Below are 25,052 nucleotides of genomic sequence, written 5' to 3' on the forward strand. Positions count from 1 at the left end.
TTGGCATGAGGGTGGTTGGTCGAGGTTGGGTCCTGGGTCCCACCGGTCGGCTACGCCGCCAGGGCTGCATCGTTCCCGCGGGCTGTCCGGTCTGAATCACCTGATGTCCAAGAGCCTGGGGGTGTGGGTCCGGTCCTCACACGGGAGGAGTCTTCTCCGTAGGTGCGGACCCGGGTCGGCAGGCTGTCCTCGGGAAACGCGGCGATATCCGTGGCCGCGGCCTGGTCCGGAGCGACGGACAACCCCGTGGCAGCATCGAAGTCGGGGCACCGCCTGCGACCGCACGACACAGCAGCGGATCGCAAGGATCATCCCCCGTCAAGATGCGGATTCTCACCGGGAGATGAGTCAGGTGTGGGCCCGCGCCTGTACTTCCAGCGCGTTCCCGAAGGCAAGGCTGTCAAGAACCGGCTTCATCTCGACGTACGGGTCGGCACTGGGCTCGTGGGCGAGGAGCGCCTCGCCGCACTCGAAGCCGAGTGCGCATGCCTGGTCCCGCTCGGCGCGGTACGCGTGCGGCTACTGTACGACGGCAACGACTCGTGCATCGTGATGCAGGACATCGAGGGCAACGAGTTCTGTCTCGACTGAGCATTCTCCGAGACGGCGAGGTGGGGAACCGTCTCCCTTGAGCCTCTCTCAAAGGTGGTCCCGTATGGAGCGGGAGTCATCCGTGGGGGAGAGGTGGTGAAGTCGGGCGATGCCGAGCTTCGCGGTGTGAATGCCATCGTCCTTCAGTCGGCAGTCGCGAAGGATCTTCCAGGGACGCCCCGAGGTGCAACGCGGCGAGCTGCGACAGATCCTGCTCGACTCGTTCCCGGACGGCACCGTCCGGTGGGGGGTACAAGGTCAGCGGCGCCCGTGCCCTCGGCGAGGGCCGCTACGAGGTGAGCTTCGCCGACGGCAGCACCGTCGTCGCGAGCCTGCTGGTCGGCGCGGACGGTGCGGACGGCGCGTGTTCCGGGTCCGGCCGCTGCTCTCCACCGCCACACCCGAGTACACCGGCATGTCGTTCGTCGAGACCTACCTGTCCGACGCTGACACGTGGCGCCCGGCCGCCGCGAAGGTGGTCGGCGGCGGATCGCTGCTTGCGCTCGCGCCGGGCAAGGGGATCCAGGCTCACCGGGAAAGGGGCGGGACCCTGCACACCTACGTGGCGCTGTCCAAGCCGCAGGACTGGTTCGCCGCCATCGACTTCACCGATGCTGCCGCGCAGATCGCGCAGGAGTTCGACGGCTGGGCGCCGGAGCTCACCGCGCTGATCACCGACGGCGACACCGCGCCGGTCCTGCGCCCCCTCTGTACTCTGCCGATCGGGCACCGCTGGGATGGGCGCCGCGGGTGACGTTGGTCGGCGCCGCGGCCCACCTCTCGGCCCCGAACGGCGAAGGCGCCGACCTGGCCACCTCGCGAGGATCGAGCGGCGCTGGGAGGACATCCTGCGGATCATGGACTGTCCGTCAGTGCATCCATATTCGTGTCGATCCTGTGCATCTTTGCAGTCGGGGACATGGAATCCGGACGAGGCCGCCCATCTCGCTGTGTAGCGCTTGTCTATGCCGTGATAGCACGGAGCAATCCGATTCGAAGGAGGCTACGACCGCATGGGTATATTCAGCCGTCGCCAGAGCACGGCTATCGAGCCGACGCAGGCTGTTGGCCCCCGTACCCCTTTCCCGGCGGCCGACGCCACCGGAGTCGCGCTCGACCCCGCACTTCGTGCGCTGACCGGGCAATGGACCATCGACCGCCCGCACAGTCGCATCGGATTCTCCGTGCGGCACGCGATGGTCACGACGGTGCGGGGTGCTTTCGCCGATTACGACAGCACGCTGTATTTCGACGGGGCGCGGCCCTCCCAGTCCCGGGCCGTCCTCGTCATTCGGGTCGCCAGCGTCGACACGGGCGTAGAACAGCGGGACGCACACCTCATCGGCACGGACTTCTTCGACGCAAACCGCTACCCGGAGATGGTGTTCCGCAGCACCTCCACGATCCACGAGGGTGCGGAGAGCTTCCGCATGACAGGGGACCTGACTATCCGCGGCATCACCCGGCCGGTCGAGCTGCAACTCGACTACCTCGGCTCGGTCGTGGACCCGTTCGGCTATGAGCGGGCCGGCTTTGACGCCACCACCACCATCGACCGCACCGATTGGGGCTTGGTCTACAACCAACGCTTGGAGGCGGGCGGCGCCATGGTGAGCGAGAAAGTTCGGCTGCAGTTCGACATCTCCGCGATCCGGGCCATGCCCGTGGCGTAGCTGCCCCGGAAGGTCCCCTGCGTTCCGTACGCTTACAAGCTCGACGAGGCGAGCTGCGTGCCGTCACACGGAACTGGTCTGACGTGCACCCGTTCTCACGGCCCGCCGTCGTGAGAACGGATGCAACATCCTGTTCGGGCCGGCCTGAGGTGAGCGCGAGGTGGCTTGTCGATTGGCGCTCCGTTCCGTCCTGGGTGCGCGCGGCGCGGCGCAGCTACGCGAACGTGTGGCGCCACATCCGGAGGCTCGGGGCGGATCAGCGCAGCGCAGCAGTGCGGGCAACTGCAGGCTTCCCTGTCAGGTCCATGTGTTCAGTTCTTTGCTCCTCTGCGTGGTGGCGTGCGGTGGTGGCCGTCGAAGGAGTGGGACGGCCACTCAACGGTTCTGACGAGCGGCTACTGTCAGGCCGACTGTGCCTCGCTCACCGGCGTGATGTAGGCCGCTTCGATGAAATTGATGAACCTGTGTGTTCTCGTCGCCGAGCATGTTCCCGGTGCAGAGGAGCATGTGAGCAGCGCGATGATCAAACCGGGAGCGGCGAGTGCCGCGGTGGCGATGAGCACCGCCCGTTCCGACCGCGCCGCCCAGGATGTCGGCGAGCAGGGGGCCCGCGAACTGGCCGACGCCCCCCGCATCGACGTTGTAGCTGAGCACGAGGCCGACGTCGTCGTCGCTCCCGCCAGATTCCTCATGGCCGCCCTCCGCGCTTACCGCGGATGCACGGTGTAACTGAGGTGCGTCGTCCTCGGCGACGGCTCTGCACGGACCAGGTCAAGAGCCACGCGGCTCGCGTCGACGCCCTCGAACAGGCGGATTCCGGAGCCGAACAGCACGGGCGAGAGTGCGATCGTGAACTCGTCGATCAGGCCGGCGTTCACGTACTCCATGATCGTCGCGCCGCCGCCCGCGATGCGGACGTCTCGGTCGTCCGCGGCCTCGCGGGCCTGATCGAGCGCGGACTCGATGCCGTCGTTGACGAAGTAGAAGGTGGTCTCGCCCTGCCGCACCCAGGGGTCACGCTTCTCGTGCGTCACGACGAACACCGGCGTGTGGAACGGTGGATCCTCGGGCCACGCCTGCTCGCCGGCGTCGAACATGCGCTTGCCCATCACGCTTGCGCCGGTGCGCTCGAACGTCTCCCGCACGATGTCGTTGTCGCGCCCTTCCTCGCCGCCCTCCCCGAGCTTCAGGTTCTCTCGGAAGAACCGCTGTGGGAATACCCACTGCTGCAGTTCCATCCACTGCTGCCCCATCAGTTCTTCGGGGGACTCGGGCGCGATGAACCCGTCGAGCGACATCGACACGCTGAAGAACACTTTGCCGACCATCAGTCCTCAACTCCCTTCCGAGCGATCTCCGCGACGTAGGCAGCCAGGTTGCCGAGGGTCTGCTGACCACCCTCGATCGCGCCGTGCTTCTTGATCGCCTCGTCGCGCAGCTCCTTGGTGGGGAAGACCGTGACCATCTGGATCCGGGTCGTCTCCCCGTGGGGCGCGAACGTGAGGACCGACTCGAACGCATTCGGGTCGCCGCGGTACTCGCCATGGAGCATCGCGATTCGCTCCGGCGGGACGATCTCGGTCCAGGTGATCCACTCGCTGTAATCGGTGCCGTCCGGCCCGTGCATCACGAATTCCCACACCCCGCCGACGCGGGACTCGAAGGCCCGCGTAGTGGTGGTGAACCCCTCTGGCCCCCACCAGCGCGACAGGTGCCGCACCTCGGTGAACGCCTCGAACACCAGTTCCCGTGGGGCGTCGATGTCCCGGGAAATCACGATCTCGCGGTCGGCCGTCGCGGACTGCGACGGCGCTTCTCGTCCAGTCGAATTCATCAGCTACTCCTGTCGCCCTGCCTGCTTGAGTTCTTGCACGTATGCGTCCAGCCGGTCGAAGCTCTCGTTCCAGAATTGTTCGAACCCGCCGGTCCACTCATGAACCGTTCGCAGCCCACGTGCGTCCAGGCCGTACAGGCGCTGCTTGCCCGCCTTGCGGTCCCGCACCAAGCCGACTTCGCGGAGCACCCGCAGGTGCTTGGACGCCCCGGGCTGCGTCATTCCCAGCTCCTCGGCCGGGCCCTGCCGGGGTTGCGCGCCGCCTTGCGTGCCGGTTCGGTCCGTTCCTCGGCTTGTCTCAGCGGTCATGACCAGCCCATCTCCGTGTAGAGGCGGCCTGCACGGATGCCGTCGATGGCCGCCCGGGTGAAGGGCACGATCGGCGCCGGGAGTTCGTCCAGGTGCCACCAGCCCCAGCCCGTGCACTTGTCGGGCTCCCGGACCTCCGGAGTTCCCGACCACTGGCGAGCCCGGAAGATCATTTGCATCAGTGGCCGGCCGCCGGGCGTGTCCACGAGGTGGACGACATGAGTGAGTTCGACGTCGCCGGGCTCGATCAGCAGCCCCGCTTCTTCCTGTGCCTCGCGGACGAGGCAGGCGAGGGCCGACTCCTGCTCGCAGCGGCCTGCCAGGAAATGCCATGTCGATCCGGCGTAGGCGGAGTCGGGGTGACGCAGACCGAGCAGCACCTCGCCGTCGGCGTTCTCCAGATAGAGGTGGACGCCAACGCCATTGAGTACGGTGCTTCCGCCCGCGGTCGCCACGCGAGCGGGACGCGGTCGCGGGGTGCGGTGGGCGGCGGGATGCGTCTCGGCGTGGCGGCGGACCAGATCGAGGGTGGACGGGGCCATCCGCAGGCGCGGCATGACATCCGGCCGGAACCAGTGCAGCATGACGCCCTCGGTCAGCGGCAACGACGCGGGGTCGCCGTTCCACTGGCCGGCGAAGATTTGAATCGGGACGACGGTGCCATCGCTGCTCCGGGCTTCCTCCACGGCGTAGGGGACGAGGCTGGGGATGTCGAGGCCGGCCTCTTCCCGCAGTTCGCGCCGGACCGTCTCCTCCAGGGACCGGTCGCCCGGTTCACGGCCGCCGCCCAGCAGGGACCACGACCCCGGCTCCCAGATCCCGGGAATCTCGTCCCGCAGGTGCAGCAGGTACGCTCCGGCCCCGTCGTGAATCAGCGCCGAAGCGTTCGCCTGCTCATGCTCCGGCAGCAGAGCGGAGTTGAGCTGTGAGGTCTCCTCGTTCACGGGTGCACCGTCCCGGAGTCGGAGTCGGAGTCGGAGGCTGCGGACGCGGTCTGGTAGCCGGCCGCCTGGAGGGTGAACATCTGGGCGTAGTCGCCCCCGAGGGCCATGAGTTCTTGATGGGGTCCCGCCTCGGTGATGCGCCCGTCGTCGAAAACGTAGATGCGGTCGCAGTCGACGACGCTGGCCAGGCGGTGGGAGATCAGCACGGTGATCTGGTCGTCGCGGAGCTTGCCGCGCAGCACGGCCTGATAGACGTCGTGTTCGGCGCGCGGGTCCATGCTCGCAGTCGGCTCATCCAGCAGCAGTACCGGGGCGTCCTTGTAGAGTCCGCGCGCCACGGCGATCTTCGCCCACTGTCCGGCTGACAGCTCTTGTCCGTCGCGGAACCGCTTGGACAGCAGCGCCTGCCAGGTGCCCGGCAGGTCGGCGATGACCTGTTCGGCACCGGAGGCTCTCGCGGCGTCCAGCGCCCGCTGGGGATCGGCCTCGGTGAGCGTGCCGCGCGAGACCGTGAGGTTCGCCAGCGTGCTGAAGGGAAAACGGACCGGATCCTGCAGCACCGTGGCCACACGCCGCTGGAGGGATTCGGTGTCCAGGTCCGCGGCATCCACTCCGTCCCACAGGACCGACCCTTCCTGCGGATCGTAGAGACCGGCGATCAGCCGTGAACAGGTGCTCTTCCCGGACCCGTTGAGGCCGACGAAGGCCACGGTCTCCCCGGCGTGCAGGGTCAGGGAGATGTCATCGAGAGCTGGGGAGTCCTTGCCGGGGTAGGTGTAGCTGACGTTCCGCAGCGTGATCGTTTTGACGGTTTCGGGTGCCGTCTGCTTTCCGCGGCGGGGCTGCAGGGTGCGGCATCGCTCCTGAAAAGCCAGGAGGTCGCTCACCCACATCGCGTGCTCGTAGACCAGGTGGGCGATATCGACAAACCGGGTCAGGGATGTCTGACTGACCTGGATGGCGATCACCGCGCCCGCGCCGGCCGCCAGCGGAAGCCACCCGGCGATCAGCATGGCCCCCAGTGCGACGTACGTGACACCGGCCCCGGCGCCACCCAGGCCACGACCGGCCAGCGTGAGGAGGGCCGCACTCACCCCCAGGCGGGTGTCCTCCTCGGCGATACGTGTCGTGAGGCGATGATGCTCGTCGAGCAGGGCCCGTTGGGCGGTGTCCGCACGCAGCTCGGCGGCCGAGTCGCGGTCCAGCAGGAGCCAGGAGAAGACCCGCACCCGGCGCTGCAGAGCATTCCACCGCCTGAAGCTGTGAAAGCGCGCCCGCGCGGTGCGTACGGCCGCCGCTCCCACGGGCAGGACGGACAGCGGAAGCAGGGGCAGCAGCAGGGGGTGCAGGACGGTCAGGACGCCGGCCGTGCCGATCAGCCCGAGGAAGGCGGAGGCCAAGGAGACGACCTGGCCGACGATCTGACGGGCGTAGAAGAGCCCGCGGTCATTGGCCCGGTAGACGTCGTCGTGCCAGTCGGAGTCGTCCACCACCTCCAGGCTGACGTGGGCCGTCAGTTGGAGGAAGTCGCTCTCCAAGGCGGTGCGGATCTTCGGTGTCACGCGGGCCTGCGCGACGGCTACCCCGGCTTCGAGCAGAGCCCGGGCGGAGAGGAAGGCCACCACGAGCAGGATCTGCGGGACGGCGGAGCGGACCTTGTCCGGGGTCGGGCCCTGGGCGAACAGCTGGTGGAGGACGGCGACGGACGCTGCCAGACCGAAGGCGGACATCGCCGCGGACACCAGCTGGAGCACCACCACGGCCACGGTCGCCGGCCGGTCGGCCCGCCACGCCAACTGCCCGATCTGGCGCACGATACGGGGGAGTCCGGCGAGGATCTGGCCGACTGTCGCCTTGGCGGCGGCGCCGTCGTAGATCGACCAGTACGCCTCTTTCATGTCGTCGGCGATGTCGTCGCTCGCCGGACCTGCGGGCATAGCCGCCGGCGGCAGCGCCAGGGGATCGCGGAGAGGTGCGGGCACCTTGCCCCGCGGGCCGGGAATGTCGGCGGAGGAGGTCGACTCGCTCATGCCCCCCACCTCGGATCCGGTCGTGATGAGCGCGAAGCGCCACGCTCGCAAGCGTCAACCGCATGCACCGCGGAGCCCTGGGGCCGGCAGACGAAGGCTGGGCGATGTTCGAACGCGGCGGGTCCATTCACGAGTACGGCTACGGGATTCACGGTTCCTCCGGGAGGGATCGATCAGTACACGTGCTCTAAGAACGGGCCGGATCCCGCCCCGTAACGGGTACTTCGGGAGCACGTGATGAACGCATGTTCCAGTCGTTGGCGCAGGGCGCATGGCAGTTGACCTGTGAGCGTCTGCGGGTACTCGAACAGCGTGGGTCGCCCTTTCGGGGTATTGCGCCGCCAGTGGGTGGCTTCGCGAAGGGCGGGGTTGTGGGCATGGCTGGGAGGGCACCGGCGGATGCGTGCCGCTGCCTTGGGGCGGAGCAAACTCAGGCGGCTGAGGTCTCCAGGGTCCGGTTCCACGCGTCGAGCGCGTCCGGGGCGAGCACCGTCATGGGGGCCGTCCCCGCGGGTGCGGGGAGCAGACGTCGAAGCGCTCGAAGGCGCGGTTCACGGCGGGCCATCCCCGGAGGCACGGGGAGCAGGGCCCAAACGGCGACCGGACGAGATACGAGCCGACCTGCACCAGGGGCCCTCGAACGAACTCGCCTGCAGCATCATCTGCTTGAGGCGGCTCCGCCCCTCATTCTGAAACGATCAGTTTTTTTAGTCCGTGTTGCCGGAGACGGCGTTCATATCGAGGTCCCAGTCCAGCTGGCGGGCCAGCGTGTCGTCACCGGGACGCTGAGGGGACGGTGCCCGGCCGGTGCGTGGCGGGGTGCGGGTGCCGCGGGAGATCTCTCCGCTGGCGGTGATGTTGTGCTCCACGCGTGGGCGGCGGCATGCCTCGTAGAGGGAGAGCGCGCTGTCCAGATCATGCGTGTCCCGCAGGGACTTGGCGAGGATGACGGCGTCCTCCAACGCCATCGAAGCCCCTTGCCCCGTCGCCGGTGAAGCCGCATGCGCCGCGTCACCGATGATCAGCGTCCGCCCGGAGCGCCAGGGCGTTCCGAGTGGGATCTCGGTGGCGTTGGTGGCCATGATGCCGTCGGTGGAGGCCGCGACGATGCCCGCAGCTGGGGTCGGGTCCTTGCGCAGCAACTCGACTAGTTGCTCCCGCCAACGGGCGGGTGCGGGGTGAGCGATTTCATCGGCGGGGATGGCTTGACCGGCGACGCGGGCGAACCAGTACGTCTCCGCGTCCGGCGAGACCGCGTAGCCGAAGGCGGCGCTGCTGCCCCGCACCATGGTGATGTGCCCCGTGTCCTCCGCCACCGGGGTGCTGCGCGTGTAGCCGTAGAAGACGCTCTGCCCCGCGTAGACCGGCTCTGCGCCGGGCGCGATCGATCGCCGGATGGTCGAGTTCAGGCCGTCTGCGGCGACGAGCAGATCACCGGTCGCGACACTGCCGTCGGCGAAACGCGCGGTCACCTTGTCCGCGCCGTTCTCGACGGACACCAGCCGCGCCCCGTGCGACAGCCCGATGCCCCGGCGGATGACCTCGGCCTGCAAGGCTGCGTTCAACTCGCCACGGCGCAGGCACCGGTACTGCAGGAGCGCGTCATCGGCCTCGCCCAGTGGCACGTGGGCCACCTCACCACCCTGGTCGTCGAGAACACGCATCGAGTGCAGCGGAAAACCGATCGCGGTGACCACATCCGAGGCGTCGAGCTGCGCCAGCGCACGCATTCCATTGCTCGCCAAGGTCAGAAACGCCCCGATGTCCTCGGCTGTGTCGGGATGCGCCTCGTGCACGGCGACGTCGAATCCTGCCTTGTGCAGGGCCAGCGCGGTCGCCGTACCGGCGATCCCGCCGCCGATGACCAGTATGCGTGTCACGTACCACTCCGCTCTTCCGGAACAGCCCCCATCGGGCGTCCAGATCAATGATGTACCCGGTCGGGCCCGATAGTTCAGTGTTCAGGCGGCGATGCCTTGTTTCTCGCCTCCGGCCGGCACGGCCAATGATGCGATCGGCTGCCGACTTCGAGATCCCAAAGCGCGGGGCGATTTGGCGCAGGCTCCGGTTGGTACGCCAGTAGGCCGCGACCAGCAGTACCCGGTCCTCCAGCGGCAGACTCCATGGCCGGCCACGGCGGGGTATGCCCTCTTGCATGCGCCGTAGTTGGCGCATCGGCTTGGCGAACACGCAGGGGGCTCAGCCCGGTGAACGAGGCTGTTCAAGACGACTCCGACGCCGTGATCACACCAGGTACTGCAAGGTCATCTCAGCCGCGGCCGGCAGTTAGCGGGGCAGCAGCCTTTGGACGGCGGTTTACGAGACACCGCTGCCCCAGTTTCAGCACTCCGCAGCCCACACGAGGGCCCGTCGCGGCGGCAAAAGAATGTGCTCCGCCAGGAAGTTCTCGATCAACTGCTGCCGCTCTCCAGGGCGTTCGACTATCGACTATCGCCAGGTGGCCCGGGGCCGGCTCCGCGTAGTCGGCGCGGTCGAGTGTCGGCGACCGTATGGACAACGTCGGCTCAGGTCCCGGTGGCATCATCGAGCGGACGATGAGAGGTACCGGGTGTGTCCGGGGCGTCGGCGATAGGGGCGTCGTGGTCGGCGGACTGCTCGGCCAGGTCGGAGGCCCAGGCGACGGACCAGTCGACGAGGGGGCTGAGGGCTGTGTGAGCCTGTCGCCCCAACGCGGTGAGGGCGTAGTGGGCGTCCGGGGTCTGGTGCACCAGACGGGCCTCGATCAGCTCGACGAGGCGTTGACGCAGCACGCTGGAGGACATGTTGCTGCAGCGTTCGCGCAGGGCACGGAAACCCAGGGCGCCTTCGTGCAGTTCCCACAGCACACGCAGGCTCCATCGCCGGCCGAACAGGTCGAGCGCGGCCATGAGAGGGCTTCCGGTGGTCGAGCCACGCACCGGCCGTCCTGGTGTCGGTGTGACCATCGCGGTCCTCCTTCGCTCCTGCAGATCCACAGCCCCTGGCGTTTCGGTTTGCGAAACATTAACATCGCCGGGTGATTCGAAAATCGAAGCACCCTGCATGAGGAGGAGGGCATGACGACGTTGACCACACCTCTGTGCCGGCAACTGGCCATCGAGGTACCCGTGGTGCAGGCGCCCATCGGGTCCGCGGTCACCACGGAGCTGGTGGCTGCGGTCGCGGATGCGGGAGGACTCGGCACTCTTGCTCTGACGTGGGTCACCGCGGAGGAGGCGGTGCGCCGGATCCGGGAGGTTCGGCGGATGACGCCGAGGCCCTTCGCCGTGAACCTGGTGCTGGACTTCCCGGTCGACGAGCTTCTCGACGGCTGCCTGGCGGAAGGCGTGCCGGCCATCTCGACGTTCTGGGGTGATCCCTCGGCCGTCGCCGAACGCGCACACTCGGCCGCTGCCCTTCACCTCCACACGGTCGGTTCCGTCGCCGAGGCCGAACGCGCCGCTGCCGCAGGCGTCGATGTGATCGTGGCCCAGGGGTATGAAGCGGGCGGTCATGTGCGCGGGGAGACCACCACGATGGCGCTCGTGCCCGCGGTGGTGGACGCTGTGCACCCGGTGCCCGTCATCGCGGCCGGCGGCATTGCCGACGGCCGCGGGCTCGCCGCCGCACTGGCTCTCGGGGCCCAGGCCGGATGGCTGGGCACTCGATTCCTGACGGCATCCGAGGCGGCCACGCACGAGGTCTACCGTCAAGCCGTCATCCAGGCGGCGCCGCAGGACGCGGTGCACACACGGTGCTTCGACGGCGGCTGGCCCAACGCCCCGCATCGGGTTCTGCGCAACTCCACGCTCCGCGCCTGGGAGGCCGCGGACCGTCCAGACGTGCCGAACCGTCCCGGCGAAGGCGCCGTGGTGGCCCGGAGCGCCGACGGGCGGGACTGGTCGCGTTACGGCGACATGGTCCCCGTGCCCGGCATGTCGGGCGATGTGGAGGCCCTCGCCCTCTACGCGGGCCAGAGCGCCGGGCTCGTCCACGACGTCGTCCCGGCGGGCCGCATCGTGGCGGACATCGCCGCGGATGCCGCGGCCCTCATGAGGCGGACGGGGCCCCCCTGACTCTGTCGGCTCCCGGCACACCGCAGTCGCTACAGCGGTGAGCCGCTGCTTCGTGCTTTTCCCTGCCTCACCGCGGCCGGGCGCCGCCTCACGGTGGGCAGAGATATTCACGAACGAGTTTGCCGATGCCGCACCCCCACCTCTGACGAGGACAGCCGCGGGTGAACAGGCTCGATGTGCCGCTCGGCCTCACTGGTCAAGCGACGACCTGATGCCTTGCCCGGCCATCACCGCGACGACGGTCGGATTCCCGGTGCCGAGGGCCGCACCGGTACGAGGGCACGGGCGATGCCAGACATGGGCAGCGTCTTCCTCGACCGGAGGTGCGGGATGCTGAGGACGTGGCTGTGCAACGCGACGGAGTGGCACCCAGCAGTGATGCACCCGTGAAGATCCTTGAAGAGGTGGATCGGAGACGCCCTACTGAGCAGGGTGCCAGGGGGCGTCGGTGCGGGTCGGGCGTGCACCGGCGGCGAGCCGCAGGGCGTAGGCGCTGCTGTAATCACCGTCGATCACGGGCCCGAGGTAGTGATGGCCGGTCATATGGCACCAGGCGGGAAGGTCGAGGGAAGCGGCCGGATCCGTCGTGATGACGTGCACGAGGGTGCCCGGCGGGCCTGTACGGTCCGCCATCGCAACCATCGAGAGCGGACCGTACGGCCTTCCGCACTCCGAGACCGTCCCGCTGTCCACCTTGCTTACCTTGGCCGGACCAATTGTGGCACCCGTCCGCAGATCAGCGGCGTCTACCTGGGGAATCAACCCGAGCAGCTCTGAGGCAGCCCCGAGCGCGTGGTGGGGAGATTCGGATATGGCCATCAGCGGTGGTGTCGGGGTATATCAACACAGCCGAGACCAGGAGTGCAGACCTCCAGCACCGCCGCGACTTCGGCGGGAGCCTCCAGGGACACAGGTGCCTGCCGACCGGGCGCAAGGGCTGCTGTCGGCCCCGAGATGTCCAGGGCCGACATGGCATGCGGTCGGTGGACAGCGAGCCAGGAATTCTCGTCAGGGAAGTCGCAGGAGAACGGCGCGGGACTCGTGGTTCAGTCGTCTTGCAGTGACCGCAGAAGGCGTGCTCGTACGTCGGCCCTCCGGTCTCTTTCGGCTGCGTCGTCCGGCTCCGGGGTCGCGTGTGAAATGTCGTCGGGTGTTGTGTCGGCGTTGGCCAGCAGTGCCTCGTCGATCATCTTGCTGGAGCGGATGACGCCGGCCTCCGCCGGCTCTTGCGGCCAGACGGCAATGAGGTAGTCCTCGCCAGGCTCTTCGCTGACCCCGTCCGGGTTGATCGAACGCCCCGATGCGTGGACGCGCATTCGATACCAGCCCGGTCCTTGGGGGTTGAGCGCGGGAAGGTCATCGGGCGTGATGTCGTAACCGGAGTTGATGCGCGGATCGCCGGCGACCGACCGCACGCTGACCTCTACGATCTCTTCCCAGTCGGCCGCCTCAACGGGCGGTGCGGCATCGAGGCACTGGGCCGTTACGCGCACATGGCCGGACGAGGCGGTCGGCGTGGAGGACGTCGAGGATGTGGCCGGTGCCGCGTACGAGGCGGAACATCTCGGAGATGTGGACGGTGTCGCCCGGCCGGGCGTAGTCGAGGACCGCGGCATCGGCCCCTCCTACGGGCTGTCGCTCGTCAGCGGTGGCCGGCCGCTGAGGGCACGGTCGTCCCGGTGCGCACGACGGGCACGAGGAAGCCGAGGCCAGCGGGGCTCCGGCCGGCCGAGCCGGAGGAGTCGAGATCTGGCTGGGGGCGAAGCCCGCGTCGGCGAGGCAGCGGCGGGCAGGCCGCCACCTTCTGGAAGCTCTCCCAGTTCGGAAGGTTGATGGCAACCAGGACCTCGCCATCGTGCGGGTGGCTGTTCGGTGTGCAAGCGGCGATCAGCTCGGACATGGTGACCTCCCGGTTCGAGGCGGCCGGGATAGTTGAGGCCCGGCCGCGCCTGGCAGCCGGGTCTGCTGAGGCGGCAGCGGTGTGGGCTCCCTTACGGTCGGGTGAGAATTTCGGCTCCGCTGTCGGTGATGGCGATGGTGTGCTCGCTGTGCGCGGTCCGGCAGCCTGTCGCGCTGCGCAGCGTCCAACCGTCGGCGTCGGTGACGAGTGTGGCAGTGTCGGCCATGACCCAGGGCTCCAGGGCGAGCAGCAGTCCGGGGCGCAGCTTGTATCCGCGGCCGGGCCGTCCGGTGTTCGCGATGTGTGGGTCCTGGTGCATGGTCGAGCCGATGCCGTGGCCTCCGAACTCGGTGTTGATCGGGTAGCCCGCCTCGCTGAGGACCGTGCCGATGGCGTGGGAGAGGTCGCCGATGCGCGCCCCGGGCTTGGCGGCGGCGATGCCGGCGGCGAGTGCACGTTCGGTCGTCTCGATCATCGCGACGCTCTCCGCTGGCCTGGCCTTGCCCACCAGAAAGCTGATCGCGGCGTCCGTGGCCACCCCGCCCCTGGCTACGGCGAGGTCGAGAGTCAGCAGATCCCCGTCTGCCAGCGTGTAGTTGTGAGGCCGCCCATGGAGCACTCCGTCGTTGACGGCCGTGCAGATGTAGTGCCCGAAGGGGCCGCGCCCGAAGGAAGGCGCGTAGTCGACGTAGCAGGACTGCGCTCCCGCCTCGGTGATCATCTCTTTGGCCCACTGGTCGATGTCCAGCAGGTTCGTCCCGACCGTGCTGCGCTGCTTCAGCGTGTGCAGGATGTTTCCGACCAGGGCGCCGGTGTCCCTCGCCCGCTCAAGCCGCGCGGAGTTCAGGATCTCAATCATGGGGGACCTCTCATGTACGTCCAATAACTATCCCGGTCTAACTATACCGGTATTAGAATGGGGCCATGGTCAGGTTGCCGCTCACCCCCGCCGAGGTAGAACGCGGACAGCGCCTTGGCGCCCTGCTCCGCCGAGCCCGGGGCCGCCGCTCGATGCTGGACGTGGCGCTCGCTTCGCACATCTCGCCGGAAACTCTGCGGAAGATCGAATCCGGCCGTGTGGCTACCCCCGCCTTCCCGACCATCGCAGCGATCGCCGACACCCTCGGCCTGTCTCTCGATGCCGTCTGGGCCGAGATTAGCCAGGCGGAGCGAACCGTCGAGGATCAGTCGGTCCTGCCTGTCACACGGCATCCTTCGCTGGTTTCGTAACGCCGCACTCGGAGAGTCAGCGGTTCACTGACCGCGCTGTGCCGGTACGCCTGCGCGCACGCTGATCACCTCGTCGACCAGCCCGAGCACCGCCTAGCGGACCTCGGCGGCTACACCGACCTGGCCGCCTGTCGGCTCCGTCGCTTCCTGCCCGAAGACCGCGAGCGCCCTCACCCTCGCGGTGTGCCCGCACACGGGGAAGGTGTGGGAGACCCGGTAGCCGACGCACTCGCGGCGGGCGGCGACATCGCCGTTCTTCCACTTCGGCATCGCGGTGCGGTTGGAGATCCGCTCCTCCCACTCGTGCCCGGCCGCACGCCGTCACCACACCGCGACCTGCATCTTCGGCGTCGCCTTCTGCGGCGTCAGCCCGCCGTTGCGCTCCTGAAGCCACATCGCGGCGACATGCGCCCTCGCCCGCTGGACCGACCAGCACGTGGACGTGATCCGTGCCGCCCGCGCGGACTACGACGAACGGACGCACACCACCGCCTGACGTAGGCACGATCGGGCTCGTGCCCCCAGCGTGCCCGATCAAGCGGCGACTGACGGGCACAGGGGCATGCCGGCGAGCGTCGCAGGAACGCGCAGGTCACCTTCTCGCCAGGTCAGCACCCATCCACATACGCGATCTTCCAACTGGTGCTGTACAGCAGCGAAGTACAGCAACGCCCGCGGTCGTCGCCGCCCGTCAGGGACCGTCACTGTGGTGGAGACCGCGCCGCCCGGGGCGCCCATGCTCCACGGCGGGCTGGGCGTCGGCCAGGAATCGCGCCTCGTCGGCTGGCAGGCCCCCGGCGAAAGGATGCCGCAATCTCTTCCCGGTCGAGAAAGAGGTCCTCTCTGCTTGGGTCGGGCCGTCCTGAGCATCGAGAGTCAGGTTGGTCGCGGCGACGTCGCCTAATCAGGCCATGTCCTATGTGGTGAGGCGTACGAGTCGCTTATCGCAGCCGATGGCGGCGGTGAGGCTGCCGGGGCGCCCGAGGTCCTGGAGCTGTGGTCCCGCCCGGTCGAGGAGCACGGGGAGGCGGCCGAGGTGGCCCGCCGGATCACACATTGGCGGGTAGTCGCCGGTGACCAACTCCCCTTCGACGCAGACTGGTTCCGCGCCCTGGAGCAGCGCGTCATCGCCCACACGGGGCGCCACCGCACGAGTACCGCGCACGCCTGCGGCGCGGTGGAGGGCATGCTCCGCACGGACCGTCTCGCCGCGAACGAGGTACCGGCGCTGGTGATCTGCGCCCCCGCCACGCCGATCTTCTCGCCGCCGCACCCCCAGCACCTCGCGCAGTGCGTCCGTGGCGCGTCCGTCGTCGAGATCCCGGGGGTGGGGCATGCGCTGCCGCCCGCCGTACTGGGGCCGCTCGCCGCGGCGATCCTGGCCCATACGGGAGCGGCGGCGGACTGAGGCCGAAGCCTGGGGCCGGGGAGGGAGGCCGCGGATGACCGGCACCAGCGCCGCAGCCGTGTCCTGGCTTCCGATGGTCTCGGCGTCCGCCGCATCTGCCGAACCCACACCTCCGTGGCACGCAGCGAGCACGTCGGCATGACGGATGAGCTGGAGAACTACGCGCACAGCCTGCACTTGAGCCTTCCGGCTGCGAAGATCACGGACGCCTGGTGACGGAGCTGATGGCGGAGCAAGGCCCGGCCGCCTGGCGGGCACGGCCATCCGGGTGAGCGCCCGTCAAGGACATTGCTAGGCCGCCACTCTGATGGGTTACTTGATGCGAACCGGTGGGCTGCCCATCCCTCCCCGGGGGATGGGCAGCCCATGCCTGTGTGGCCACATGCCTGGAAGGCGCCCCTCCGGCGAGAGGGCCGCGATACACGGTGCCGCACAGGGCCCGGGATCGCGGGCACCCCACTTCATCGCGAAGAAGGGGCTCCTCATGAGCACGACCATTCAGCCGTGGCTGACGCCGCGGATTCCTGCCGCACTCGCCCAGGTCTCCCTGCTGGGCGGGCTTCCCACAGCCGCGACCGTGGCACACCGTGCCCAGGGGGTCTCGGCGCTCCAGCCGTCGCTCGCTCTTCTCCTGGCGACCCTCACCATCCCCGTCGGCACGACCCCGGTCGGGGTGGCGGCGGCGTCCAACGGCAACCTCTACGTCATCAACTTCAATTCGGCCAATGTGTCGGTGATCAGCAGCGCCACCAACACCGTCATCGCCACCGTGCCCACCGGCAACAGCCCGTCGTCTGTGGCGGTGGCCCCCAACGGCAACGTCTACGTCGCCAACCAGGGTTCGGCCAACGTGACGGTGATCAACAGCGGCACCAACACCGTCATCGCCACCGTGCCCACCGGCACCAACCCGTTCGCGGTGGCGGTGGCCCCCAACGGCAACGTCTACGTCACCAACGTCATTTCGGCCAACGTGACGGTGATCAACAGCGCCACCAACACCGTCATCGCCACCGTGCCCACCGGCGCCGGTCCGGACGCGGTGGCGGTGGCCCCCAACGGCAACGTCTACGTCACCAACCAGGGTTCGAACAGCGTGACGGTGATCAACAGCGCCACCAACACCGTCATCGCCACGGTCCCTGTCGGCAACAGCCCGCAGTCGGTGGCAGCAGCCCCCAACGGCAACGTCTACGTCGGCAACACCAATTCGAACAGCGTGACGGTGATCAACAGCGCCACCAACACCGTCACCACCACCCTCCCCACCGGCGCCAACCCGTTCAAGGTGGCGGTGGCCCCCAACGGCAACGTCTACGTCGGCAACGCGGGTTCGGCCAACGTGACGGTGATCAACAGCGCCACCAACACCGTCATCGCCACCGTGCCCACCGGCAACTTCCCCGGCGCGGTGGCGGTCGCGCCCAACGGCAACGTCTTCGTCGCCAACGCGGGTTCGGCCACTGTGTCGGTGATCAACAGCGCCACCAACACCGTCACCGACACGGTCCCTGTCGGCACCGACCCGGAAGCGCTGACGGTCGCGCCCAGCGGCAACGTCTACGTCACCAACACCGGTTCGAACACTGTCAGCGTCATCCTGCTTGCCCCCACGGTGACCTCGATCAGCCCGGCGCAGGGGCCGGTCACGGGTGGCACAGTGGTGACGATCACCGGCACGAATCTGTCCGGTGCCACGGTGACGTTCAACGGCAATGCGGCAACCAACCTGTTCTACAACGCCGCGGGTACGCAGATCATCGCGACCACCCCGGCCGGCGTTCCCGGCCCGGCGACCGTGGTGGTGACCACCACGGTCGGCACCGTCACCCTGCCCGGCGCATTCACCTACGTCGCCGCCCCCACCACAACCAGCATCACCCCCGCCCAAGGGCCGGTCGCCGGCGGCACGTTCGTCACCATCACCGGCACCGACCTGATCGGCGCCACCGTCACCCTCTGCGGCCGCCCGGCCTCCAACGTCATCGTCAACCCCGCCGGCACCCAGATCACCGCCATCACCCCGCCCGGAACCCCCGGCACCTGCCCCGTGGTCGTGACCACCCCGAGCGGCACCAGCACCGTGCCGGGCGGCTTCACCTACCTCGCCGTCCCGGTGCTGACCTGCATCACCCCCGGACAGGGCCCCGCGGCCGGCGGCACCGTGGTCACGATCACCGGCACCGGGCTGACCGGTGCCACCGTCACCTTCAACGGCGTCCCCGCCACCGCGGTCTCCGTCAACCCCGCCGGCACCCAGATCGCTGCCACCACCCCGCCCGGCAGCCCCGGCACCGCCGCCGTCACCGTCACCACCCCCGGCGGCACCGCCACCCTGGCCTGCTGCTTCACCTACCAAGCCGTGGTCACCCCGCACGCCACCAGCCTCACCGCCACCCCCGCCCTCATCCAGCTCTTCCCCCTCCAACTCCACTTCCCGTTCCTGACCGCCACGCTGACCGACACGGTCACCGGACTGCCCGTCCCCGGCCAGATCATCACCTTCAGCACCGGCGGACACTTCCTGGGCACCGCCATCACCGACGCCAACGGCACCGCAAGCCTCGTCGAGGTCCTCAGCCTCCTGCTGATCATCCTCAACGGCGGTTACGACGCCACCTTCGCCGGCACCCCCACCCTCCAGCCGTCCACCGCCCACGCCCCTTTCCTCGCCCTCTGACACCGTCCCCGACGCCCCGTCTGCGCAGAGCCCACCCCCCACAGCCGGGGTCAGCGGCCATGGGCCCGCCGGAGAAGGACCGGCCGGCACGACACAGCGGCCTCCACCGTGCACGAAGAACGCGATCCGTGTCCCCGGCCGCCCACATCGGGCGACCGTGCACACGGATCGCGTTCGTACGCCCTCCCTGAGGGCGCAGCCGGAGGACGAGCTCAGGTCATGCGGCGGCCGGCACGGAGAACTTCGCGGCATCGGGCCCCGCGAAGTGGCTTAAGCCAGCTGATCGTTCGCACCAGGACGAGCGCTTGCGAGATCCCCCGCGCCAGAGTCGCATGCACCCTCGCCGTCCTTCCCGCACGCCGACCAGACAGCACCAAGGAGCTGCGCTCCGTGTGTTCGGCGAGGCTATCCTCGGCTTGGCGAAAGCGCTTCCCGAGAAGTCTTCCACCCGGTCGGATCCGAGTTCCAAGCTGCTAGGCATTGTTTCTCGGATCTCCGGACGTGGGTGGGGTGTTGGGGTCAGGCTGGTTCCATGGGTCGTGGGGATTTAACGAACGCGGAGTGGCATCGACTGGAGTCGTTCTTGCCTCGTGGTGGTGCGCGTGGGGGTCGGTGGAGTGATCATCGGCGGGTGATTAACGGGGTGCTGTACCGGGTGCGGACGGGGGTGCAGTGGCGGGATCTTCCCGAGCGGTTCGGGCCGTGGGAGACGGTCTACAAACGTCATCGCCGCTGGTCAGCGGACGGAACGTGGACGATGCTGCTGTCCCGTGTCCAGGCCGCCGAGGACGCTGAGGGCCGAATCGACTGGGACGTGTCAGTGGACTCCACCGCGGTGCGGGCTCACCAGCACGCCGCCGGCGCGAGGAAGGTGCCCCCAGCCGCGGTTCCTCAAAAGGGGGCCGGGCAGGGGACAAACCGGGTCGGTCCGGTGCTGCGGAAACTGGTCGTCCGATTGGAGGAGGTGGTCAGATCGGCGAATGCCTGGGATACTCCCGCGGCGGCTTCACCACCAAAATCCACCTCGCCGCCGAGGGACGATGCCGACCCCTCGCGCTCGTTCTGACACCCGGGCACTACGGTGACGGCCCCCAGCTCGAGCGGGTGCTGGAGCAGGTTTCCGTGCCCCGCACCGGAGTCGGACGGCCACGCAGCCGACCCGACCACGTCCTGGCGGACAAGGCCTACACCTCCCGCAAGAACCGCCGTTACCTGCGACGACGCGGAATCCGGCACACCATCCCCGAACGCCTCGACCAGCAACGGCACCGGCACAACCGCGGCTCCGACGGCGGCCGGCCCACCGGACTCGACAGCGAACGCTACAAGAAACGCAACACTGTCGAGCGAGCCATCAACCGCCTCAAGGGCTTCCGGGCCGTCGGTGAGGTCGACTCGGGGCGCCCTGCTGGTATTTTCACCAGTGGGTTTCCCCGAGCCGCCTCCCGAACCCGGCGTGCCCGTCTCCGGGCACCGGGCTCTCCACAAATCCCGTTTCGGTGTGTTCAGTTCCTCATGCCGTAGTGGGCCACGGAGCCGGAATGAGTTTTCCCCGGTATCGGTATCTGGTCGTGCTTACCTTTGCCGGGTTGAACAGTTCCGCTTCCTCCGTGACAGGCCACCAGCCGCCGCCGTAATAGCGTCGACGGAGCTGCTTCCAAGTGATCCCGGGATGCTTGCGTCGGATCCATCATGTCACCCTCATCCACGTGTAGTGGCTGAGGTAACAGAAAGCGACGTTCGACACTCCGGGACGGAAATACGCGCACCATCCTCGCAACACCGAGTTCAGTCGGTGGAGCAAGGACTCCAGCGACAAGCCGACGTTCTGCCGTCCGGTCAGCTCCTTCACCTTGCCCGTGGCGGAACGCACTGATTTCCGTGCCGGGTAGGTGTAGATGTACTGCCGGTCAGTGCCCATTTTCCGGTGACGCTGGATGCGCCATCCGAGAAAATCAAGGCCCTCGTCAATGTGCGTGATATTTGTCTTCTCCACCGACAGGCGAAGGCCCATTGGCTTCAATGCCTCTGCGACCTCGTCGCGTAGTTCCTCGGCATGTTCACGGCGCCCGAAGACGAGTACGAGGAAGTCGTCCGCATACCGGACCAGCCGGTAGTTGGGCAATCCTCGGCGCCGTCTCCTGCGCCGATCCTCGGAGGTGCCATCTGGTCCTCCGAGGCCCTGGGCGATGTGCTCGTCCAGGACCGAGAGTGCGATGTTGGCCAGCAGCGGCGACAGGATCCCGCCCTGCGGGGTCCCGGTGCGTGTGTCCGTGAAGGCTCCGTCCCGGGACAGGATCCCGGACTTCAAGAACGCCTTCACCAAGGACAACACCCGCTTGTCCCCGATTCGATTCCGCACCCGCTCCATGAGGGCCGCGTGCGCGATCTCGTCGAAGCACGCCGTGATGTCGCCCTCCACCACCCACTCGTATCCGTGGCTGGCGAGGTAGCGAGTCTCGGCGATCGCGTCGTGAGCTCGGCGGTTCGGGCGGAACCCATAGGAACACGGGAGGAAATCCGCTTCGAATACCGGCTCCAGCACCAGTTTCAAGGACGCCTGGACCACTCGGTCCGCCACGGTCGGAATCCCGAGACGACGAAGCTTGCCATTCGCCTTGGGAATCATCCGCTCGTGAACAGGGACCGGATGGAAGCTGCGGTTTCTGATCTGGGTCCGCAGATTGTCGAGAAACGCCTCGACTCCCTGCCCGGCTTCGATGGAGCGGGTGGTCTTCCCATCCACTCCGGCCGTGCGGGCGCCCTTGTTTCCCCGGACACGGTCCCACGCCACCAACAGGAAGGCGGGATCGGCCACGAGGTTGAACAGGTCGTCGAACCTGCGATGAGAATCATCGGCAGCCCAACGGTGCAGCTTGGTCTGGATCTCCAGTACCCGGCGTTCGGCCTTCATCAAGGCCCATTCCAGCTCGTCGGCATTCACCGGCGACCGCCTCCTGGCATTCCAGTCTCCTTACTGCTGACTTGCTGGCCCCCTTCCCCATGTGACCGGCTTTCCCGGCCTCGGAGTACTACGGAGCCTCCGTCCTGCCCGACGGCCATCAGCCGGCGATGGGCCTGCCCCCGATCGGACTGGATGTCCGATATAGGGGCGCCCGCGGGCAGTTCCCACGTTCACCACGAAATCGATCGACAGGTGAGGTGCCCAGCTCTACCCCGGCAGCATCGCCACGCTTACGCCGCAGACTTTCGGCGTGGCCTCCCCACCGATGAGTAGAGTCGGCTTCGGAGTCGACCACCGACGAGCGCTGGTGGTCGTGCACTGCGTCCGGCCCAGATCCGCCAGGTTCGAGCCGGTGTCGTAATTACGGGGCGTCAGGCACTGATTTCTCGCGTGCACCTTCCTGCCTCGCTAGCCGGACCCGGGTCGTCTGGCAGTACCAAACCGTCCCGGCGTTGTCGGGGCTGCTTACCGCTCGGCTCGGCATCCCCCGAACCGAACTGCCCCCAGCTTCAACCGGATTGCTACGACAACCCGGTGGTGAAGGTCTCTCACCTCACTCGATTCCATGGCGCCTCGTGGCGCACCCACCCGCTACGAGAAACGCGCCTACGTCTACCTCGGAACCGTCACGGTCGCGACCCTCATGATCTGGCTCCGAACATGATCCGAGAAACAGTGCCTAGGAGTGCCCACTTGAATCTCTGCCCCTTGGTGACCGCTGTTTACCGGTCTATCTGGCACGACACTGGCACGGCGGGCGATGCTGCCCCGAACCGGAGCATTTCCGCAGGCGCCGTTGCGCTGTCTGCCACGGGCATCGCTGCCGACGGGATGCGGATCGCTTGCGCGAAGGAATGTCCCTGCCGGGCAGAGGTCTGACATGCACAGCCGCAGCCCCCGCTTGAGGAGTCCTGGCGGGGGTGTGGTGGGTGGTCCCGGGGACTGCTTCGTTGTCCGAAACCACCTGGTCAAAGGACGTCCGTGGCGATGCGTCGCGCCCACGCACGAAGCGCGGTTGACCAGCAGGTTTGGCCCTGCTGGTCATGCTCAGCCTGCTGGCCGGTGCGCATTCGCCTCGCCGCAGGTGGGGCGACAGGAGCCAGGCGATGCAGACCGTGTGAGGACTACGGGCCCCGCGCCCTGTCAGTGCTTGCGCTTGCCGGGCTTGTTGGCCTTCTTGGGGCCTGGTTTGACTTCGGGGGCTCTCTCCGGCTTCTGCTCGGCAGGCTGTGCCGGGGGTGAAGCAGTCTCGTATGACGCTGAAGGGGACGGCGTGGCGGGGCTCGTGGTCGTGGAGGGGTTGGTCTGCGGCACCTGCGCTGAGCTGGTGTCGGGCGAGAACCACAGCATGCCCACCACCAACGCCAGGGTGAAGAGGCCGGCGCCGCCCAGCACAGCCACCAGCCGGGAACGGCGGAGGAACGGCAGGTGTGAGCGGCGGGTCGCGGCCCGGTGCACGCTCGTTTGCCACTCGGTGTCCGCCACCGGGGCGAACGCGCGGTCGGAGTGGGCGGTGGGAGCGGAGAGGGAGCTTGCAGGGGCGGCAGCCCTTGAGCCGGTGACGTGCGGCCGGTCCGGGCCGCCGTGATGCTGGTGTTCGCTCGGCAGCGGCTCCGGCGCGCCTCGCCAGGCTTCGCGTCCGAACCAGGCCGCCACCTCCTCAGCCGTGGGTCGGCTCTTGGGCTCCTTGGCCAGCAGACTGAGCAGATAGCTTTCGAAGGCGGGCGGTAGATCGGCGCCGAGTCGCCGGGGTGGGACGGGGGCGGCATCGAGGTGCTGATGAAGCACCGCGAGCGCACTGTCCGCCTGAAACGGCGGTCGGCCGGTGAGGAGTTGGTAGAGCAGGCAGCCCAGGGAGTACACGTCGGATGCCGGGTCGGCGGTGCGGCCCAGGGCCCGCTCGGGCGCGAGGTAAAGGCTGGTGCCGACGATCTGACCGGTGGCGGTGAGCGCGGCACCGGGGTCGTCGAGGAAGCGGGCGATGCCGAAGTCGCCTATCTTCAGGGTGCCGTCGGTGCCCAGCAGGAGGTTGGCCGGCTTGATGTCCCGGTGCACGATGCCCTGCTGGTGCGCGGCGGCCAGCCCAAGGGCGGCCTGTGCGGCGATATGGGCCACGTGCTCGGCGGGCAGCGGTCCGGAGACGGTGAGCCGGTCGGCGAGGCTGTCCCCATCGACGAGCTCCATCACCAGGTACAGCCGGTCTTCGTGCTCGCCGAAGTCGAGAACGCCGACCACATGCGGGTGGCTGAGGCGACCGGCGGTCTGTGCCTCCAGCCGGAAGCGGGAGAGCGCGGTGGGGTCGGAGCCGTGGGGGAGCAGGAGTTTCACGGCAACCGGTCTGCCGAGCGTCTCGTCGAAGGCCCGCCAGACCTCCCCCATCGCGCCCCGCCCGATGGTGTCTCGCAGCCGGTATCGGCCCGCTATCAGCACTTGTTTTTCATCCTCATGCCCAAAGACGTCTTGATCGCCGTAAGCCATGACTCACCGTGGGGCGCGGATCAAGGTGCGGGGTGCCGCAGCGGCCTCAGCGTACCGGCCCTGCAACCTTGTCTTTCCGGGTGGCGTAGAGCCCGGCTGCTACGGGCAGTCCCGCCGGAGGGCAAGGATGCGCGCATGGTTGGCGGCTGAGTCGTGACGGCTTTAAGTTGCTTTGTTCACAAGAGTGCTGGATTGGTGACCATCTCTCGCCACCAGTGACATTCCAGGGGTACAGCGCGCTGGAAGGAGTGACCCGATCGTGAGGGTCGAGGCGCTCGCTCGGGCGCCGACCGCAGGAGCGGGCTGGTTCCCCCCGTGCCGGCCCGCTCCCGCGCGCATACGGCAGCCCGGGCGTCCCACGTGGCAATGCCCCGCGGGCTGCCCTCATCAGTTGACGGCTTGCCCGGCATTCACGTCGGCGACGAGCGACTGTCAGTTCTACATCCGGAGGATCATCGCGCTAAGGCATTCTTTGGCGCAGCGGGCCCGCAGAAAGTGGATGAGGTCATCAGGCGAAGCGCATGTTGTCATGCAAAGTGCCGATGACGTTCGTCGCGAGAGGCGGGTGTCGGTGCCGGCTCCGCGCTCGGTGCCACTTGGCAGCACCCCGGAGTTCTGAAATCCGCATTCTCATGGCCCAATAACCAACACCCTGCACTAAAGGGACCCAAAGCGAGCGCACTCGGATCACTATCTCATGCCGGTCTTTTCACCCAATCGATGAGCCGATCCCAGAAGCCGCCTCTCGATCGGCCCGGCCGACTCCCCGGGTACCCAGGAGCGTGTGTGCGTCGCGACGCCCCGCTCTGTCGGGTCGGCACAGATTCCGATCGAGTCGTCGCCTCGACTGTGCGTTCACGCTTGCGTTCCGCGGGCTCACACATGCACCGCTGAGCCGTTGGCACACCCATGAGAACTTGGTCCACATGCCTTCCGCAGCCCTCATAGGTCAACT

General features: G+C 68.1%; 20 protein-coding genes and 4 pseudogenes. 9 read left to right on the forward strand and 15 right to left on the reverse strand.

Translation table 11 applies throughout. The annotated features are described in order from the left end of the window. The first annotated feature begins 183 nt into the window (after window positions 1-183). The 4 genes and pseudogenes from ACGFWI_RS07460 (at window position 184) to ACGFWI_RS07475 (ending at window position 2,993) form a co-directional block, all read left to right on the forward strand. Complete coding sequence (locus tag ACGFWI_RS07460; protein WP_393905227.1) at window positions 184-591, forward strand: VOC family protein; 408 nt, start codon at window positions 184-186, stop codon at window positions 589-591. 172 nt (window positions 592-763) lie between these two features. After that, window positions 764-1,419 (forward strand): annotated as a pseudogene (locus tag ACGFWI_RS07465) (FAD-dependent oxidoreductase); the annotation flags it as partial. A 185-nt stretch (window positions 1,420-1,604) separates the two neighbouring features. Next, window positions 1,605-2,264, forward strand: coding sequence for a YceI family protein (locus ACGFWI_RS07470; RefSeq protein WP_393904977.1), 660 nt, complete (start codon window positions 1,605-1,607; stop codon window positions 2,262-2,264). Between the two features lie 456 nt (window positions 2,265-2,720). Continuing rightward, on the forward strand, window positions 2,721-2,993 hold the full coding sequence (locus ACGFWI_RS07475; RefSeq protein ID WP_393904978.1) for a hypothetical protein: 273 nt from the start codon (window positions 2,721-2,723) through the stop codon (window positions 2,991-2,993). Here the strand turns inward: ACGFWI_RS07475 and ACGFWI_RS07480 are convergent. The 8 genes and pseudogenes from ACGFWI_RS07480 to ACGFWI_RS07515 all read right to left on the reverse strand — a co-directional run bounded on the left by ACGFWI_RS07480 (window position 2,972) and on the right by ACGFWI_RS07515 (window position 10,326). After that, entirely contained in the window at window positions 2,972-3,592 is a 621-nt protein-coding gene (locus tag ACGFWI_RS07480) for a dihydrofolate reductase family protein (protein ID WP_393904979.1), read from the reverse strand. The two genes, ACGFWI_RS07475 and ACGFWI_RS07480, sit on opposite strands and share 22 nt — an antisense overlap. Further along, window positions 3,592-4,098: an SRPBCC family protein gene (locus ACGFWI_RS07485; RefSeq protein ID WP_393904980.1), complete on the reverse strand. Its 507-nt coding sequence runs from the start codon at window positions 4,096-4,098 to the stop codon at window positions 3,592-3,594. The genes ACGFWI_RS07480 and ACGFWI_RS07485 overlap by 1 nt, the downstream gene beginning before the upstream one ends. 3 nt (window positions 4,099-4,101) lie before the next feature. After that, the gene (locus ACGFWI_RS07490) at window positions 4,102-4,407 is read right to left on the reverse strand and encodes an ArsR/SmtB family transcription factor (protein ID WP_393904981.1); all 306 of its coding nucleotides are present in this window, start codon (window positions 4,405-4,407) and stop codon (window positions 4,102-4,104) included. Then, on the reverse strand, window positions 4,404-5,351 hold the full coding sequence (locus ACGFWI_RS07495) for an NUDIX domain-containing protein (RefSeq protein ID WP_393904982.1): 948 nt from the start codon (window positions 5,349-5,351) through the stop codon (window positions 4,404-4,406). The genes ACGFWI_RS07490 and ACGFWI_RS07495 overlap by 4 nt, the downstream gene beginning before the upstream one ends. After that, complete coding sequence (locus ACGFWI_RS07500; RefSeq protein ID WP_393904983.1) at window positions 5,348-7,381, reverse strand: ABC transporter ATP-binding protein; 2,034 nt, start codon at window positions 7,379-7,381, stop codon at window positions 5,348-5,350. The genes ACGFWI_RS07495 and ACGFWI_RS07500 overlap by 4 nt, the downstream gene beginning before the upstream one ends. 707 nt (window positions 7,382-8,088) lie before the next feature. After that, entirely contained in the window at window positions 8,089-9,261 is a 1,173-nt protein-coding gene (locus ACGFWI_RS07505) for an FAD-dependent oxidoreductase (RefSeq protein ID WP_393904984.1), read from the reverse strand. A gap of 112 nt (window positions 9,262-9,373) precedes the next feature. Beyond that, window positions 9,374-9,575: pseudogene (locus ACGFWI_RS07510) on the reverse strand (transposase family protein); the annotation flags it as partial. A 331-nt stretch (window positions 9,576-9,906) separates the two neighbouring features. Beyond that, window positions 9,907-10,326, reverse strand: coding sequence for a winged helix-turn-helix transcriptional regulator (locus ACGFWI_RS07515; protein ID WP_393904985.1), 420 nt, complete (start codon window positions 10,324-10,326; stop codon window positions 9,907-9,909). Between the two features lie 111 nt (window positions 10,327-10,437). Between ACGFWI_RS07515 and ACGFWI_RS07520 the strand changes: the two genes are divergently transcribed. Continuing rightward, window positions 10,438-11,436 carry an NAD(P)H-dependent flavin oxidoreductase gene (locus ACGFWI_RS07520; protein WP_393904986.1) on the forward strand — a complete coding sequence of 333 codons (999 nt, stop codon included), beginning with the start codon at window positions 10,438-10,440 and terminating at the stop codon, window positions 11,434-11,436. A 420-nt stretch (window positions 11,437-11,856) separates the two neighbouring features. Here the strand turns inward: ACGFWI_RS07520 and ACGFWI_RS07525 are convergent, their stop codons facing one another. The 4 genes from ACGFWI_RS07525 to map form a co-directional block, all read right to left on the reverse strand. Further along, window positions 11,857-12,069 carry a sulfurtransferase TusA family protein gene (locus tag ACGFWI_RS07525; protein WP_393904987.1) on the reverse strand — a complete coding sequence of 71 codons (213 nt, stop codon included), beginning with the start codon at window positions 12,067-12,069 and terminating at the stop codon, window positions 11,857-11,859. A 413-nt stretch (window positions 12,070-12,482) separates the two neighbouring features. Next, window positions 12,483-12,929, reverse strand: a complete 447-nt coding sequence (locus ACGFWI_RS07530) for a hypothetical protein (RefSeq protein WP_393904988.1) — start codon at window positions 12,927-12,929, stop codon at window positions 12,483-12,485. A gap of 149 nt (window positions 12,930-13,078) precedes the next feature. Further along, on the reverse strand, window positions 13,079-13,336 hold the full coding sequence (locus ACGFWI_RS07535; RefSeq protein ID WP_393904989.1) for a hypothetical protein: 258 nt from the start codon (window positions 13,334-13,336) through the stop codon (window positions 13,079-13,081). 91 nt (window positions 13,337-13,427) lie between these two features. Continuing rightward, on the reverse strand, window positions 13,428-14,195 hold the full coding sequence (gene map, locus ACGFWI_RS07540; protein WP_393904990.1) for a type I methionyl aminopeptidase: 768 nt from the start codon (window positions 14,193-14,195) through the stop codon (window positions 13,428-13,430). A 65-nt stretch (window positions 14,196-14,260) separates the two neighbouring features. On the opposite strand from map, the gene ACGFWI_RS07545 reads away from it, so the two are divergent. Beyond that, a complete protein-coding gene (locus ACGFWI_RS07545; protein ID WP_393904991.1) occupies window positions 14,261-14,566 on the forward strand; it encodes a helix-turn-helix domain-containing protein in 306 nt (101 codons plus the stop codon). A gap of 93 nt (window positions 14,567-14,659) precedes the next feature. Here ACGFWI_RS07545 and ACGFWI_RS07550 read toward each other — a convergent pair whose 3' ends face one another. Continuing rightward, window positions 14,660-14,836: a hypothetical protein gene (locus ACGFWI_RS07550; RefSeq protein WP_393904992.1), complete on the reverse strand. Its 177-nt coding sequence runs from the start codon at window positions 14,834-14,836 to the stop codon at window positions 14,660-14,662. A 706-nt stretch (window positions 14,837-15,542) separates the two neighbouring features. On the opposite strand from ACGFWI_RS07550, the pseudogene ACGFWI_RS07555 reads away from it, so the two are divergent. The 3 genes and pseudogenes from ACGFWI_RS07555 to ACGFWI_RS07565 form a co-directional block, all read left to right on the forward strand. Beyond that, window positions 15,543-15,974: pseudogene (locus ACGFWI_RS07555) on the forward strand (alpha/beta fold hydrolase); the annotation flags it as partial. A 484-nt stretch (window positions 15,975-16,458) separates the two neighbouring features. Next, complete coding sequence (locus ACGFWI_RS07560; protein ID WP_393904993.1) at window positions 16,459-18,654, forward strand: IPT/TIG domain-containing protein; 2,196 nt, start codon at window positions 16,459-16,461, stop codon at window positions 18,652-18,654. Window positions 18,655-19,186: 532 nt separating this feature from the next. Further along, window positions 19,187-20,178 (forward strand): annotated as a pseudogene (locus tag ACGFWI_RS07565) (IS5 family transposase). Window positions 20,179-20,344: 166 nt separating this feature from the next. Here ACGFWI_RS07565 and ltrA read toward each other — a convergent pair. Continuing rightward, entirely contained in the window at window positions 20,345-21,598 is a 1,254-nt protein-coding gene (ltrA, locus tag ACGFWI_RS07570) for a group II intron reverse transcriptase/maturase (protein WP_393904994.1), read from the reverse strand. A 1,164-nt stretch (window positions 21,599-22,762) separates the two neighbouring features. Further along, window positions 22,763-24,049: a protein kinase gene (locus ACGFWI_RS07575; RefSeq protein ID WP_393904995.1), complete on the reverse strand. Its 1,287-nt coding sequence runs from the start codon at window positions 24,047-24,049 to the stop codon at window positions 22,763-22,765. Window positions 24,050-25,052: the final 1,003 nt, after the last annotated feature.

The sequence above is a fragment of the Streptomyces sp. NPDC048434 genome, assembly GCF_043200375.1.
GTDB lineage: Bacteria > Actinomycetota > Actinomycetes > Streptomycetales > Streptomycetaceae > Streptomyces.